Annotated in this window: 15 protein-coding genes; 13 read left to right on the forward strand and 2 right to left on the reverse strand. The window is 58.8% G+C overall.

What is annotated here, in order from left to right; all coding sequences use genetic code 11:
• Window positions 1-8: 8 nt before the first annotated feature.
• The 13 genes from fabF (at window position 9) to MWR57_RS05225 (ending at window position 11,910) form a co-directional block, all read left to right on the forward strand.
• Window positions 9-1,256 (forward strand): beta-ketoacyl-ACP synthase II, encoded by a 1,248-nt coding sequence (gene fabF / locus MWR57_RS05165; RefSeq protein ID WP_479723946.1) that lies wholly within the window; start codon window positions 9-11, stop codon window positions 1,254-1,256.
• Complete coding sequence (gene rpiB, locus MWR57_RS05170) at window positions 1,253-1,675, forward strand: ribose 5-phosphate isomerase B (protein WP_423123728.1); 423 nt, start codon at window positions 1,253-1,255, stop codon at window positions 1,673-1,675. The genes fabF and rpiB overlap by 4 nt, the downstream gene beginning before the upstream one ends.
• Window positions 1,676-1,815: 140 nt before the next feature.
• Complete coding sequence (locus MWR57_RS05175; RefSeq protein ID WP_423123729.1) at window positions 1,816-3,072, forward strand: serine hydroxymethyltransferase; 1,257 nt, start codon at window positions 1,816-1,818, stop codon at window positions 3,070-3,072.
• Window positions 3,073-3,078: 6 nt separating this feature from the next.
• Window positions 3,079-3,528, forward strand: coding sequence for a deoxycytidylate deaminase (locus MWR57_RS05180; RefSeq protein ID WP_423123730.1), 450 nt, complete (start codon window positions 3,079-3,081; stop codon window positions 3,526-3,528).
• Between the two features lie 3 nt (window positions 3,529-3,531).
• On the forward strand, window positions 3,532-4,002 hold the full coding sequence (nrdR, locus tag MWR57_RS05185; protein WP_423123731.1) for a transcriptional regulator NrdR: 471 nt from the start codon (window positions 3,532-3,534) through the stop codon (window positions 4,000-4,002).
• Complete coding sequence (gene ribD / locus MWR57_RS05190) at window positions 3,999-5,099, forward strand: bifunctional diaminohydroxyphosphoribosylaminopyrimidine deaminase/5-amino-6-(5-phosphoribosylamino)uracil reductase RibD (RefSeq protein WP_423123732.1); 1,101 nt, start codon at window positions 3,999-4,001, stop codon at window positions 5,097-5,099. Before nrdR ends, ribD begins: the two co-directional genes overlap by 4 nt.
• A 179-nt stretch (window positions 5,100-5,278) precedes the next feature.
• Entirely contained in the window at window positions 5,279-5,938 is a 660-nt protein-coding gene (locus tag MWR57_RS05195; protein ID WP_423123733.1) for a riboflavin synthase, read from the forward strand.
• A 39-nt stretch (window positions 5,939-5,977) separates the two neighbouring features.
• A complete protein-coding gene (locus MWR57_RS05200) occupies window positions 5,978-7,207 on the forward strand; it encodes a bifunctional 3,4-dihydroxy-2-butanone-4-phosphate synthase/GTP cyclohydrolase II (RefSeq protein WP_423123734.1) in 1,230 nt (409 codons plus the stop codon).
• Window positions 7,208-7,401: 194 nt separating this feature from the next.
• The gene (ribH, locus tag MWR57_RS05205) at window positions 7,402-7,869 is read left to right on the forward strand and encodes a 6,7-dimethyl-8-ribityllumazine synthase (protein WP_423123735.1); all 468 of its coding nucleotides are present in this window, start codon (window positions 7,402-7,404) and stop codon (window positions 7,867-7,869) included.
• Between the two features lie 6 nt (window positions 7,870-7,875).
• Window positions 7,876-8,289: a transcription antitermination factor NusB gene (nusB, locus tag MWR57_RS05210; RefSeq protein WP_423123736.1), complete on the forward strand. Its 414-nt coding sequence runs from the start codon at window positions 7,876-7,878 to the stop codon at window positions 8,287-8,289.
• 54 nt (window positions 8,290-8,343) lie between these two features.
• Window positions 8,344-10,491, forward strand: a complete 2,148-nt coding sequence (locus tag MWR57_RS05215) for a DNA translocase FtsK (protein ID WP_423123737.1) — start codon at window positions 8,344-8,346, stop codon at window positions 10,489-10,491.
• Between the two features lie 308 nt (window positions 10,492-10,799).
• Window positions 10,800-10,988: a hypothetical protein gene (locus MWR57_RS05220; RefSeq protein ID WP_307633377.1), complete on the forward strand. Its 189-nt coding sequence runs from the start codon at window positions 10,800-10,802 to the stop codon at window positions 10,986-10,988.
• A 166-nt stretch (window positions 10,989-11,154) separates the two neighbouring features.
• Window positions 11,155-11,910, forward strand: a complete 756-nt coding sequence (locus MWR57_RS05225; protein ID WP_423123738.1) for a histidinol-phosphatase — start codon at window positions 11,155-11,157, stop codon at window positions 11,908-11,910.
• Between the two features lie 200 nt (window positions 11,911-12,110).
• On the opposite strand, the gene MWR57_RS05230 is transcribed toward MWR57_RS05225, so the two are convergent.
• Together MWR57_RS05230 and MWR57_RS05235 are read right to left on the reverse strand one after the other, a co-directional pair.
• Window positions 12,111-12,761 carry a DUF6962 family protein gene (locus MWR57_RS05230; RefSeq protein ID WP_423123739.1) on the reverse strand — a complete coding sequence of 217 codons (651 nt, stop codon included), beginning with the start codon at window positions 12,759-12,761 and terminating at the stop codon, window positions 12,111-12,113.
• Window positions 12,762-12,994: 233 nt separating this feature from the next.
• The gene (locus tag MWR57_RS05235) at window positions 12,995-13,858 is read right to left on the reverse strand and encodes a DUF2971 domain-containing protein (RefSeq protein WP_423123740.1); all 864 of its coding nucleotides are present in this window, start codon (window positions 13,856-13,858) and stop codon (window positions 12,995-12,997) included.
• Window positions 13,859-14,150: the final 292 nt, after the last annotated feature.

The following is a 14,150-nucleotide window of genomic DNA, read 5'->3' on the forward strand; positions in this document are numbered from 1 at the left end:
GGATCAGCGTGGGCAGAAGAGTCGTGGTCACAGGAGTTGGACTGGTTACCCCCCTGGGAACAGGGGTGGAAAAAACCTGGAGCGCGCTGTGCGCAGGCAAGAGCGGCATTGGCCCTATTACCCGGTTTGACGCCAGCGAGGTCGGGGTAAATATTGCCGCCGAGGTCAAGGATTTTCAGGTCGAGGATCACATCGACAAGAAGGTTGCCAAACACCTCGACCTCTTTGTGCAGTACGCTGTCGCCGCTGCCGGGGAAGCCTTGCGCAATGCCGACTTCCAGATTACCGAGGAAAACGCGCCCCGGGTCGGAAGTATCATGGGTTGCGGGCTTGGCGGTCTGCCCACCATCGAAAAATATCACAAGGTGGCCATGGAAAAGGGAACCAAGCGTATTACGCCCTTTTTTATCCCCATGGTTATCCCCAACATGGGCGCCGGCCAGATCTCCATTATCTACGGCACCAGGGGCCCGAATCTCTGCCTTACCACCGCCTGCGCCGCCGGAACCCATGCGGTGGGCGAGGCGTTTCGCTCCATTGCCAACGATGAATGCGACGTGGCCATTACCGGCGGCAGCGAATCGGTGATCTGCCCTCTGGCAGTCGGCGGCTTTCACGCGATGAAGGCACTGTCCACCCGCAATGATCAGCCGGAAAAAGCCTCGCGCCCCTTTGAACGGGACCGGGACGGCTTTATCATCTCCGAAGGTGCCGGCGTACTCATCCTTGAAGAGTTGGAACATGCCTTGGCCCGCGGCGCCAAGATCTATGCCGAGGTTGCCGGCTACGGCCTGAGCGGCGACGGCTACCACATGGCCGCCCCTCCCGAGGATGGCAACGGCGCTGTCCGCTGCATGAAAATGGCCTTGAAGGACGCGGGGATGAACCCGGAAGACGTTGATTACATCAACGCCCACGGAACCTCCACCCCGTTGAACGATGTGGTGGAAACCCGGGCCATTAAAACGACCTTCGGCGACCAGGCCTACAAGCTGGCCATCAGCTCGACCAAGTCCATGACCGGCCATATGCTGGGCGGGGCAGGGGGCATCGAGGCGGTCTTCACCGCTCTGTCCATCAAGCACCAGATTGCCCCGCCGACCATGAATCTGGAAAACCCCGATCCGGAATGCGATCTGGATTACGTACCCAATCAGGCCCGCGAGATGAAGATCCGGGCCGCCATGTCCAATTCCTTTGGCTTCGGCGGGACCAATGCGGTATTGATCATGAAGCAATACGAGGCCAAGCCGTGAAGATTGCCATCGGTTGCGATCATGGCGGCATCAGCCTCAAGGGTGAGATAGTCCCGCTGCTTCAGGAGTTGGGGCATACGGTGGATGACAAGGGCTGCTTTTCCACCGAGTCCGTCGATTACCCGGATTTTGCCAAGGCTGTTTGCACGCAGGTGCAGAACGGTGATTGTGACCGCGGCATCTTGATCTGCGGAACCGGGGTCGGGATGTCCATGGTGGCCAACCGCTGCGAGGGGATTCGCGCGGCTCTGGGCAATGAGTTGTTCACCGCGCGGATGAGCCGGGAGCACAATGACGCCAACGTGCTCTGTCTCGGCGCCAGGGTGGTCGGTCCCGGCCTGGCTGCGGAAATAGTCCGGGCTTGGGTCAGCACCGAATTTGCCGGGGGCAGGCACCAGCGCCGGATTGATATGTTCTAGGAAAAAGGGCCTGCCTTGCTGCGGGCCTCCATGCACGCTTTTTCATTGCGCGGCCGGAATTACCTGGAGTAATTTTTCGGCCGTGATTATTTTTTCTGAACGCGATTTTTAACACATAATAAACCATGAAGGATACTGCAGTGTCGTATTTGAAAGAGAGTGATCCGGATGTGTACAATTCCATCCGCCATGAGTTGGCAAGACAAAGCAATCAGCTCGAACTGATTGCTTCCGAGAATATTGTCAGCGAGGCGGTGCTTGAGGCCCAGGGCTCCATTTTCACCAACAAGTACGCCGAGGGATATCCTGGTAAGCGTTACTATGGCGGCTGCGAATACGCCGACCAGATCGAATCCCTGGCCATCGAGCGGGCGTTGAAGATCTTCGGCGCCGAATACGCCAATGTCCAGCCCCATTCCGGCAGCCAGGCCAACATGGCGGTCTACTTTTCCTCGCTGCAGCCGGGAGATACGGTACTGGGCATGGATCTGGCCCACGGCGGCCATCTCACCCATGGAGCAGGGGTCAATTTCTCCGGGCAGCTCTACACGTTTGTTTCCTACGGGGTAAACAGGGAAACCGAGCGCATCGACATGGCGGAGGTGGAGCGCGTTGCCATTGAGCATAAGCCGAAGATGATCGTGGCCGGGGCGAGCGCCTACCCCAGGGTTATCGATTTTGCAGGGTTTCGCGCCATAGCCGACAAGGTCGGCGCCCTGTTCATGGTGGACATGGCCCATATCGCCGGGCTGGTCGCAGCCGGGGTCCACCCCTCGCCGGTGCCCTACGCCGATTTTGTCACGACCACTACGCACAAGACCCTGCGGGGTCCGCGGGGCGGTTTGATCCTTGCCAAGGCTGAGTACGGCAAGAAGCTCGACAGCAAGATCTTCCCCGGTATCCAGGGCGGCCCTTTGGTGCATGTCATCGCGGCCAAGGCCGTGGCTTTCAAGGAGGCCATGGGAGAGAAATTCAAGAAGGATCAGGTTCAGGTGGTCAAAAACGCCCAGGCCTTGGGAGAAGGACTGGTTCGCCACGGTTTCCGCCTTGTTTCCGGCGGCACCGACAACCATCTGCTCCTGGTCGATCTGAGCAACAAGGGGGCAACCGGCAAGGAGTCGGAAGAGGCCTTGGAAGAGGCCGGTCTCACCGTTAACAAAAATGCCATCCCCTTTGATCAGCAGAGCCGCTTTGTCACCAGCGGGGTGCGGATTGGCACACCGGCCGTGACCACCCGTGGTCTCAAGGAGCCGGAAATGGCCAAGATTGGTGACTGGATCAACCGGGCCATCGAGAACCGTGGCAACAAGGAAATCCTGAACGGTATTCGGCTTGAGGTTCGCGCCCTGTGCGATGCCTTTCCCCTGTATCCGGATATGGAACGGAACAACGAGTAGCCGATCATGACCGATACCCGCCCATCCTGGGACGAATATTTCATGGGGATCACCGAGATGGTGGCCCAGCGTTCCACCTGTCTGCGTCGCAAGGTGGGCGCCATTCTCGTTCGGGACAAGCGCATCATCGCCACGGGCTATAACGGCGCGCCGGCCAAGGTCAGCCATTGTCTGGATATCGGCTGCCTGCGCGAGCAGCAGGGGATTCCCTCCGGGGAGCGGCATGAGCTGTGTCGCGGCCTGCATGCTGAACAGAACGCCATTATCCAAGCGGCCCTGCACGGCTTCAGCGTTGAAGGTGCGACCTTGTACTGCACCAATATGCCCTGCGCCATCTGCAGCAAGATGCTGATCAATGCACGGATTGAAAAAATCTATTATAAAGAGGGGTATGCCGACAGCCTGTCCTCGTTGCTGTTGGCCGAGGCGCAAGTTCCTGTTGTCCAGTTGGGGTAAGCTATGAAATGTCCGTACTGCGGTCACCTGGAAAACCGGGTTGTCGACTCCCGCCTGAACAAGGATTTCACCATCACCCGCCGCCGGAGAATGTGCGACGCCTGCAGCCGCAGGTTCACCACCTACGAGCGGCTCGAGGTGACCATGCCCATGCTGATCAAGAAGGATGGGCGCCGCGAGGCCTGGGACCGGCACAAGGTGGTGGAAGGTCTGCAAAAGGCCTGCGAGAAACGACCGGTGAGCATGGAGCAGATCGATGAGTTTGTCGATTCCCTGGAGCGGGAGCTGCAGGACATGGGCGAGCGCGAGATCCCGGTGAAGCTCGTTGGCGAGCGGGTCATGGACGGCTTGCGCAAGCTCGACGGCGTGGCCTATGTCCGTTTTGCCTCGGTGTACCGGCAGTTCAAGGACTTAAGCGAATTCATGGCCGAGTTGAAAGGCATGCTGGGCGGGCCGGAAGAAACGCCGCAATGAAAGATGACCGCGCCTGGATGCAACTGGCTATCAGGGAGGCGAGGAAGGGGCTTGGCCGCACCTCGCCCAACCCCTGTGTCGGCGCGGTGGTGGTCAAAAATAACCGGCTCATTGCCACGGGGTTTCATGCCAAGGCCGGAACCCCCCATGCCGAGGTGCACGCCCTTAGGGCTGCCGGGGCAAAGGCCCGGGGCGCCACGATCTATGTAACCCTGGAGCCCTGCAACCATACGGGCCGAACCCCTCCCTGCACCCAGGCCATTCTGGCTGCAGGGATCAAGCGGGTGGTGGTCGGCATGCTCGATCCCAATCCTTTGGTGGCGGGAGGCGGTTGCCAGACCCTTGCTGCGCAGGGGGTTGAGGTGACGCAGGGCGTGCTGGCCGAAGAATGCTACAGCTTGAACCGGCCATTCAGCAAGCATGTCACCACCGGGTTGCCCTGGGTGATCATGAAGGCCGGGATGAGTCTGGATGGGCGATTGGCCCTTGCCTCCGGGCAGTGCGCTTGGATCACCAACGAGCAGTCCCGGCGCCAGGTGCACCGTTTGCGGGATCGGGTGGACGCCATCCTCATCGGCAGCGAGACAGCCCTGTGCGACGATCCGGCGCTTACCACCAGATTGGCGGGCCGCAGGGGCCGAGATCCGTTGCGGGTTGTTCTGGACACCGCGCTCAGGCTGCCGGTTTCTGCCAGGATGCTGCAGCAGGCCTCCTCTGCCCCCACCTGGATTTTTTGCGGGCCGGATGCGGATGTAAAACGGGCCGAGGTTCTGGGCAAGGCAGGCGCAATCATCAAGCAGGTCAGGCTTACTGCCGCAGGCCAGCTTGATCTTGACGCAGTGCTCTGCGAGCTTGGTAGGGCGCAGCTCACCTCCGTTCTGGTCGAAGGGGGCAGCCGGGTGCATGGTGCTTTTTTGCGGGCCAATCTGGTGGACGAGGTGCAGATCTTTGTCGCCCCGATCTTTCTCGGCAGCGACGGGGTGCCGCTGGTGGATACTCTGGGGCTGCAGCAGGTTGCGGATGCTCCGCGTTTCAGCACCACCAGGGTGCGGCGGTTCGGTAACGATGTACTGATCGAAGGGCTGATCGAGAAATAAAAGTCTAAGAAGTTCCCTCTCCCCTTGCGGGAGAGGGGTAGGGTGAGGGGGAAACGGCTATGAGGTCAGCCGGTTGCAACTTCACCCACCCCCAGGCCCCCTCCCGTCGAGGGAGGGGGATATATTTTGGAAGAGTCTTACGAGAGGCTTGGCTAACAGCTAGGGATAGAGACTAGAGCATGTTTACCGGGATCATACTTGGGCAGGGCAGAATACTGGAAAAAAGACCGGCCGGCGGCGGGATGCTCTTTGCCGTGGCTGCGGATTTTGATCTGCCCGATCCCGAGGAAGGCGAGTCCATCGCGGTCAACGGGGTGTGCCTCACGGCCAAGGAGATCAGCGGCAGACGCTTCGTGGTCGATGTGTCGCCGGAAAGCCTCAAGCGCACCAATCTCGGCAATCTGGCCGTGGGCAGCGTGGTCAATCTGGAACGCGCTCTGCGCCTCAGCGACCGGCTGGGCGGGCATATGGTCAGCGGCCATGTGGACGCCACGACCCCCATGCTGACCCGCCAGCCCCTCGGGGATTTCGTGCTCTTCAGCTTCCAGGTGCCTGCAGGTTTTGGCAAGTACATCATCGAAAAGGGCTCCATCGCCATCGACGGTATCAGTCTTACCGTCAACAGCATCGACGCGAAGGCCTTTTCCGTTTCCATCATCCCCCATACCCTCGGGGTTACCACCCTGGGGGAGCTGAAACAGGGGAGCGTGGTGAATATCGAAGTGGATCTGATCGGCAAGTATGTGGAAAAATTGCTCTCTGCCAAGGATGCTGATGGCGGCGGGGCACAATCAAGAATCAATTCCGCTTTTCTGGCTGAGCACGGCTTTTTGAAATAAGGGTGCGGCCACAAGCGGCGAAAGTTTTGAGGTGATACCATGGCGGTAAGTTCCATTGAAGAGGTGATTGACGAGATCCGGGCCGGGAAGATGATCATCCTGGTTGACGACGAGGATCGCGAGAACGAAGGCGATCTGTACATGGCCGCGGAAAAGGTCACCCCCGAGGCGATCAATTTCATGGCCACCCATGGCAGGGGCCTCATCTGTCTGACCCTGACCCCGGATCATCTCGAGCAATTGCAGATCCCCATGATGGTGCAGAACAACAAGTCGCCCTTTGAAACGGCCTTCACGGTCAGCATCGAGGCCAGCACCGGGGTCACCACCGGCATCTCCGCCGCGGACCGGGCCAGGACCATCCTGGTGGCCGCCGACCCCAATGCCAAACCCAGCGATATTGTGAGCCCGGGGCATATCTTTCCCCTGCGCGCCAGGCGCGGCGGGGTTCTGGTCCGCACCGGCCAGACCGAGGGGTCGGTTGATCTTTCCCGGTTGGCCGGGTTGAACCCTTCCGGGGTGATCTGCGAGATCATGAAGGAAGACGGCACCATGGCCCGGATGCCCGATCTGGAAATCTTTGCCAAAGAGCATGATCTTAAGATCGCCACCATCGCCGATTTGGTCGCCTACCGGACCCGCGAGGACAAGCTGGTCCATCGGGCCGCCGAGGCCAAGATCCCCACCCGCTACGGTGATTTCCGGGCCATTGTCTACACCAACGATGTGGACGAGCTGGAGCATGTTGCCCTGGTCAAGGGGGAGATCGATTCCAACAAAGAGATCATGGTCCGGGTGCATTCCTCCTGTCTGACCGGCGACGTTTTCGGCTCCAAGCGCTGCGACTGCGGCGGCCAGCTCCACAGCGCCATGCGCATGGTCGAGCATGAGGGCGCGGGCATTGTCCTCTACATGCAGCAGGAGGGCAGAGGCATCGGCCTGATCAACAAGATCAAGGCCTACGCCCTCCAGGAGGGGGGGATGGACACGGTGGAGGCCAATGTGCATCTGGGCTTCAAGGCCGACCTGCGCGACTACGGGATCGGCGCCCAGATTCTCCGGGATCTCGGGGTTCGCAAGATGCGGCTCATTACCAACAACCCCAAGAAGATCATCGGCCTCGAAGGCTATGGCCTCAAGGTTACGGGCCGTCAGCCCATCGAGATGGTGGCGGAGCCGGAAAATATCGATTACCTCAAGGCCAAGAAGGACAAGCTCGGCCATATGCTGGATCTGTTCACCGGCAGCAAGGAAACGAAAAACAACTAAGTGATTTGGCAGTTATAAAAGTACCGCTTATCTTCGACGTCATTCCCGCGAAGGCGGGAATCCATGGGAGGGGACAGAACCAGCAGTTTATGGATTCCCGCCTTCGCGGGAATGACGTACCTGTTATTTTGTAGACGGTATATTTAAAATTGCAGAGCCCTTAAGCGGTCGCACACTTTTTGGAGGAGATAACGATGCCCAAATTTTTTGAAGGAAAACTGCAGGCCGAAGGGAAGAAATTCGGGATTGTCATTGCCCGGTTCAATTCGTTCATTGCCGAGCGGCTGCTGGAAGGCGCCCTGGACACCCTGATGCGTTCCGGGGTCAAGGACAAGGAGATCGAGGTGGCCAGGGTTCCCGGCGCCTTTGAGATCCCGCTGGTCGCCCAGAAGATGGTCAAGTCCGGCCGCTACGACGCGGTGATTTGCCTCGGCGCCGTGATCCGCGGCTCCACCCCCCATTTCGATTTCGTGGCCAACGAGGCGACCAAGGGGATTGCCCAGGCCAGCATGGAGTCCGGGGTGCCCATCATCTTCGGGGTCTTGACCACCGACTCCATCGAGCAGGCCATTGAGCGGGCCGGGTCCAAGGCCGGCAACAAGGGTTCCGAGTGCGCGGCCACCGCCATCGAGATGGTCAACCTCCTGCCGCAGCTCGCCTGATCATTCATGGGAAACCGACGCAAGGCAAGGGAGCTTGCCCTCAATGCCCTGTTCCAAGGGGAGATGACCGCAACCTCGGCGGTGGAGAATTTCCCGCTGCTCTGCGAGAATTTCGAGATCAACAAAAAGGCCATCCCCTACGGTCAGGAGCTGGTGTACGGCATCACCGACAAATGGGAGGAGATCAACGCCAAGATCGCGGAAAGCGCGGTGAACTGGCGGGTCAGCCGGATGTCGGTGCTGGATCGCAACATTATAAGACTGGCGGCCTATGAAATGATGTTCAAGGAGGAGGTGCCGCCCCGCGTGGCCATCGACGAGGCCATTGAGTTGGCCAAGCGATACTGCGCCGAGGATTCTCCCGGCTTTATCAACGGGATTCTTGATGCTATTCTGAAAAATATCGGCAAGGCAAAGTAGCATGTACTGCAGGGCCGCCTGCGCTCCCATCACCGGAACTGATCTGCGAGAATAATGGCGCCAGGAAACAACAAGCAGGAAAAAGAAAAACCAACATTGGGGCGAGAGATACTTTCCGTATTCGGGGTGTTTGTCGCCCTTTTTTTGCTCCTCTGTCTGGTCAGCTACACTGCGGTTGAGCCTTTGGGCCAGGCGGTCACTATAAATTGGGGCGGGGCAGTGGGCCAATTTGTCGCCGGGCTGCTCATGGATCTTCTGGGGATCACCTCCCTCTGGCTGCCCTTTCTCCTGCTTTTTTTCGCCATCCGGATGTTCTCGCCGGACTGCAGCCTGGAGACCCTGCCCTTGATCGTCTTCGGCTGCACCGGCATTCTTTTGGCCAGCGCCGGGCTCTCCGGTTTTACCTCCCTGGCTTCTTTCACCGTCTTTGAGCACACCTATCCGGTTGCCGGTTTTCTGGGAACCCTTCTGGCCCAGTATGCCCAGCAGTTCTTCGGCGGTCCCGGCTCCTTTCTGTTGTTTGTCGTGGTCCTGGTTATCTCCTTGATGCTGATCAGCAGGTTCTCCCCCTATCGCATGGGCCATAGCCTGCGCGAAACCCTGGCCCGCCGTTGGGCTGGCAGGCAAGCGTCCGAAGACAATGGCGCTGCCAAGCAGGACAAGAAAAAAGGAGAGGGCGTTGCTCCCCTTGCCGTCGAGGCGAACCCTGGCGACGGTGCACCCATCGTGCCCAATGTGCATGAGCCGGTAAAGCTTGAGACCGGAACGGATGACGACTCCTTTCAGCTCCTGCCCGCGGCCAGCGGCGAGTACCGGCTGCCGCCGCTCTCCTTGCTCGATAAGTCGGAAAACCCCGAGCTGGCCGTGGACCGCGACTATTACTACGCGGTCAGCACCGAGCTGGAAGAAAGGCTCAAGGATTTCGGGGTGGTGGGCAAGGTGGTCGGCATCTCGCCGGGCCCGGTGATCACCACCTACGAGTTTTCCCCGGCCCCTGGGGTCAAGATCAACAAGATCATCGCCCTGGCCGACGACCTGGCCCTGGGGCTCAAGGCCGAGAGCGTGCGCATCGTCGGCTCCATCCCGGGCAAGGCCGCCTTGGGCATCGAGATTCCCAACCCGACCCGGCATATCGTCTATGTCCGCGATATCTTCGCCCATGAGAAATTCCAAAAGGCCGCCTCCAGGCTCACCATAGGCTTGGGCATGGACGTGGTGGGCAATCCGGTGATCGCCGATCTCGCCCGCATGCCCCATCTGCTCATCGCCGGGGCCACCGGCTCGGGCAAGAGCGTGGCGGTCAATGCCATCATCTGCTCGATCCTGCTCAAAGCCACGCCCGAGGAGGTCCGCCTCCTGCTGGTGGACCCCAAGCGCATCGAGCTTTCCTGCTATGAAGATATTCCCCACCTGCTGCACCCGGTGGTGGTGGACCCCAAGCTGGCCAGCCGGGCGCTGTTGTGGGCGGTGCGGGAGATGGAGCGCCGCTATCAGTTGATGGAAGAGGCCAAGGTCAAGAGCCTGGCTAGCTACAACGCCGAGGCCGCAGACAAGCTGCCGCTCATCGTCATCATCATCGACGAGCTGGCCGACCTGATGATGGTCTCTTCCCGCGAGGTCGAGGATGCCGTGGCCAGGCTGGCCCAGATGGCGCGGGCCGCAGGGATGCATCTGATCCTCGCCACCCAGCGCCCCTCGGTGGATGTGCTCACCGGCTTGATCAAGGCCAACTTTCCCACCCGGATGTCGTTTAAGGTCTCCTCCAAGATCGATTCCCGCACCATTTTGGACGGCAGCGGGGCCGAGCACCTGCTGGGCGCGGGCGACATGCTCTTCATGCCGCCCGGCACCAGCAAGCTCCAGCGTATCCACGGCGCCTACATCTCGGAAAAGGAAACCGAGCGGATCGTGACCTTTCTCAAGGAACAGGGCGTTGCCCGCTACGATGAATCCGTCCTGCGGCTTGCCGAGGAATCCGAGGCAGCAGAGGGCGACGACTCCGGGGAGATGGACGAAAAGTATGACGAGGCCGTGGCCCTGGTCTGCGAGACCGGGCAAGCCTCCATTTCCATGGTGCAGCGGCGGCTGCGGGTGGGCTACAACCGGGCCGCCCGGATGATCGAACTCATGGAAAAGGAAGGGGTGGTCGGCCCGGCGGACGGCTCCAAGCCCCGCGAGGTATTGGCCCGGAAAAATTACTAGTACCTTGTGCCTCGTAATATTTCAGAAAAACTCCCCTCCCCTTGCGGGAGGGGTTGGGGGTGGGGGTAGTTGCAACAGGCGAGATACCAGCAAGTTCCCCCTCTCCCTAACCCTCCCCCGCCAGGGGGGAGGGAATTAATGTGATGCCAGTTAAAAAGTTACAAGTTGGTAGGTAGTTTGGCGGACTTGAAAGGGCAGTTGTCAGCGCCATTTTATTTTCCGCAGGCAGCTTGTAATAGTTTAACGAATGACTAAATTACAGAACAGCGATGTTCTGTTTTTTTATAGGATTTTGGTGAGGAATGCATATGAGAGTGGCTGGATCGCCCATTGATATAACCAAGGTCCGCACGGTTGTGTACCACATGCCGGACGGCCAGCAGTTTTCCATCAACATGGAAGGCATTGAACAGTTTGTCGAGCTCGGGCCGGGTAGGGTCTGCGACACCTCGGAGATCGACGGGGTGCTGCATTTCTTCCCCCGCGGCAACGCCTGAGTAGATCTTTTAAGCAAAATAAGGACACAATACCGTTCGGCCTGAGCGTGTTGAAGGCCCGTAGTAGCAAAAGGGCAGCGGTTCGACAGGGCTCACCGCGAACGGTAATGGTCTTAACCAAGCGATCTCCCAGTTTTAGGAATATTCCCCCTTATCCGGCAAACCCATGCTGATCAACCCCAAAAGCGACGGCCATGTCCACACCCGGCTCTGCCATCACGCCACCGGCGAAATGGAGGAGTATGTCGTGGCCGCCATCGACAAGGGGCTTGAGGAGCTGATCTTTCTCGAACACCTGGAATGCGGCATCCGCTACCGCGAGGCCACCTGGCTTTCCGAAGAGGACTTTGCCGCCTACCATGGCGAAGGCCAGAGGCTGCAACAGGTGTATGGAGACCGGCTCCGCATCGGGATTGGGGTGGAGGTGGGCTACAACCCCAAGCAAGTCCCCGCGATTCTTGCATTTCTCCAGCGGTACACCTGGGACCGCGTCGGTATTTCCTTCCATTACTACGAGATCGATGGCCATCACTACAACGTGGTGAGCCGCCGCAAGGGTAATCTGGAGCCTCTTGGCAAGCAGGGGGTGGAGCGGGTGACCTCCGACTACTTCGCCACCCTGCTGGAAGCGGTCGAACTCCTGCCCGGCACGGTGCTCTGCCATCTGGACGCCGTGCTTCGGCATCACCCCGAGGTGCATTTTACTGCGGCGCACCGGCACCAGATCAGCGAGATCTTTCAGGGGATGCGCGCAAAGGGCATGGCCTTGGAGGTGAATACCTCCGGGTTTTCCCATCGGGGGGAGCAGTATCCGGTGCGCACATTGATCGACGAGGCTGTGGCCTTGGGGGTTCCGCTGGTGGCGGGGTCGGATGCGCATCGGCCCGGTGAGGTGGGGCGGTTTTTTGACCGGTTGTGGTAGGGGGGAAACAGGAATTTTTTAATCCCCTCGAATTCGAGGTGGTTAAAATCTGGTGGCTGTGAAGCTGGAATCATCGCCCATGTGGAGGGAGTAGTAGGTTGGGTTAGCGGTTTCATCGCGTAACCCAACATTGCCATGCGCGGTACCAAGGCCTGAGACGTCGGGTTACGCTACGCTAAGCCGACCTACGAGGAGACCTATCACGGAGAGGACTTCATGCCGAGGTGCACTCCCAGCCCGAGTACCGCTGTGCTCACTATCTGGACAAGGTGGAAGAGTCCGTTGTGGTCAAAGGGGAAAACAAGGTGGAGCGAGAGATTGCTTGCCTGCACTGCGGCTGCGGCCAGATTGAGCAGGATTGCCAGGGCCATTACTGCGGCGCCTTGCAAACGGGGGGTAACGGCCAGAAAGGTGTAGATGGCCAGAGCGCTCAATAGAATTGTTGCCGCATACACGATGAAGACGATGAACGCCCCGCCCAGCAGCGCGGTCAGCCCGAGAAAGGCAGCGCTCACCCCGAGGCCCCAGGGGACAAGGCGCTTTGCCGCCATTTTTCCCCGCCAATCAGCAACAGCCCCCACGATGAACAGCACCACGAGAATTCCCAAGCTCAGGTAGAGCGGGGTCCATAGTGCCGTGCGCATGGGCGTTGGCATTTCCAGGCCGTGGGCCAGGGCGCCGAGGAAAGATGCGGTTGCGAGGAGGGCAAAGACTGAGCACCAGAGGTTTGTGCGCCAGCGGTCGGCAGGTGCGGTGCGCAGAAGGAGTGCGATGATTACGGCGCATTCGATGGCGAGGAGGGCATCGGTGGCGCTGGTGGTGAGTTCGGTTGGGGAGGAGATAAGAGCCACTGGTAACTCGCTTCGTTAGTGAATAAATGGGTTTGTTCATTTCTTTGCTTGCCCAAAGAAACGAACCAAAGAAAGGGCACCCTGTGTCCCTTGTCCCGCCTGCGGCGGGATGCCCGGCGCGCCTCGATGCTGCCGGGGCTTTGCAAACTCGGCTTCGCCTCAAACAGTGCAAATCCCCTTTTCGGCAGCATCTCCGGTGCTCGGCTGCGTGCCAATGGGATATCCCCTCTTGTTCACCGATAGCTTGCTTCTGAGCCCCTAACCCGGACAACGGCATATTGGTTTTGCTTCAAGAAGTCTTCTACTACCCTTGGTGGCGTGCCGTGTTTGGGGCCAAGGATTACTTCGGTGATGGGGCTACGCTCTAGCCCTGCAAGTTCGATCTTGCGGTAGGGAACGATGCGGTCATGCACGACGCGATGAGAACAGTGATCTTCCCCACCCTTCACCAGATGCGAGAGAAGGCGCCATTCTCGTTCTTCTCGAAATGCATAGGCCTTTAGGTGAAACAACTCGGAAAAAAGGGGTAGCACAGTCAGAGATAACTGGGATTGCGCCTTTTTAATAGCCGCATTGTCTTGTTTAATTTTGTCGTCGGTACGAGTATCGAGGAGCATTCGCCTGCCAGGTGTTTTAAAAGCCCCAGCATCGATGAACTGCCTGATTTTGCGATACGTCGGTTCTATGTGTGATTCGTGGGCGGAAGATTCGTATTCAATCTTTTGAAGAGAAAATCGCAACTCATTGTGGATCTTGTGTGTTTCAGAGAGCCAGTTCAGGTACTCGGCAGAAAAGCCGATGGATACTCCAGTCGCATCGGCCGCATACCCCCGCCATTGACTTAGCAGGTCGCCGTCTTCAGATAGGCAGAAGCCCAGGCCATCAATGATTTCCTCTAAGATGCCGACAGCGTCTCGAAGGCGGCTAACGGAGTATGGGTCAAGTGAGTCCCTTTCGGCGAGGCGGGTAAAGGCTTGGGCGACAAGCTTTCCCTCCATCGTGTCATTCGATAGAGACAGTGACGAAAGCCAGAGAGAATGCGATTGGACGATCGCATGGAACGAGGCAGTCGAGCAGTAGTGATAAAGAGTGTTCATTGTGGACCATGCCCAGCGTCTTTACCTAGACGTATGAAAAGTTATTCTACAGTTCAGGTCATCATTCCGAAAATTATGATGGCCTCCAACAGATTCTCCGTCACGCTAGGCTGATCATCAGCGGAATAACATGCAGTTTTTTGGAAACGGCCTAGCAGGATGTTGAAAAAGAGTCTTCACTGAAGGCGTTCTTGCCGTCAGCCCTGATTTTCAAATTGTTCTTTGAAACTTTGCACCCACCCTGTGGGAGATTCTGCCATATTTCGATGCACTTTTCTTCATTTCAGGGGAA

Source organism: Hydrosulfovibrio ferrireducens (genome assembly GCF_046883345.1).
Taxonomy (GTDB): domain Bacteria; phylum Desulfobacterota; class Desulfobulbia; order Desulfobulbales; family Desulfurivibrionaceae; genus Thiovibrio; species Thiovibrio ferrireducens.

Bases quoted from the DNA above. Each gene is read 5' to 3' on its own strand.
- MWR57_RS05180 (WP_423123730.1), top strand. From the start codon at position 3,079: ATGACCGATACCCGCCCATCCTGGGACGAATATTTCATGGGGATCACC.
- nrdR (WP_423123731.1), top strand. From the start codon at position 3,532: ATGAAATGTCCGTACTGCGGTCACCTGGAAAACCGGGTTGTCGACTCC.
- ribD (WP_423123732.1), top strand. From the start codon at position 3,999: ATGAAAGATGACCGCGCCTGGATGCAACTGGCTATCAGGGAGGCGAGG.
- MWR57_RS05195 (WP_423123733.1), top strand. From the start codon at position 5,279: ATGTTTACCGGGATCATACTTGGGCAGGGCAGAATACTGGAAAAAAGA.
- MWR57_RS05200 (WP_423123734.1), top strand. From the start codon at position 5,978: ATGGCGGTAAGTTCCATTGAAGAGGTGATTGACGAGATCCGGGCCGGG.
- ribH (WP_423123735.1), top strand. From the start codon at position 7,402: ATGCCCAAATTTTTTGAAGGAAAACTGCAGGCCGAAGGGAAGAAATTC.
- nusB (WP_423123736.1), top strand. From the start codon at position 7,876: ATGGGAAACCGACGCAAGGCAAGGGAGCTTGCCCTCAATGCCCTGTTC.
- MWR57_RS05215 (WP_423123737.1), top strand. From the start codon at position 8,344: ATGGCGCCAGGAAACAACAAGCAGGAAAAAGAAAAACCAACATTGGGG.
- MWR57_RS05220 (WP_307633377.1), top strand. From the start codon at position 10,800: ATGAGAGTGGCTGGATCGCCCATTGATATAACCAAGGTCCGCACGGTT.
- MWR57_RS05225 (WP_423123738.1), top strand. From the start codon at position 11,155: ATGCTGATCAACCCCAAAAGCGACGGCCATGTCCACACCCGGCTCTGC.
- MWR57_RS05235 (WP_423123740.1), bottom strand. From the start codon at position 13,858: ATGAACACTCTTTATCACTACTGCTCGACTGCCTCGTTCCATGCGATC.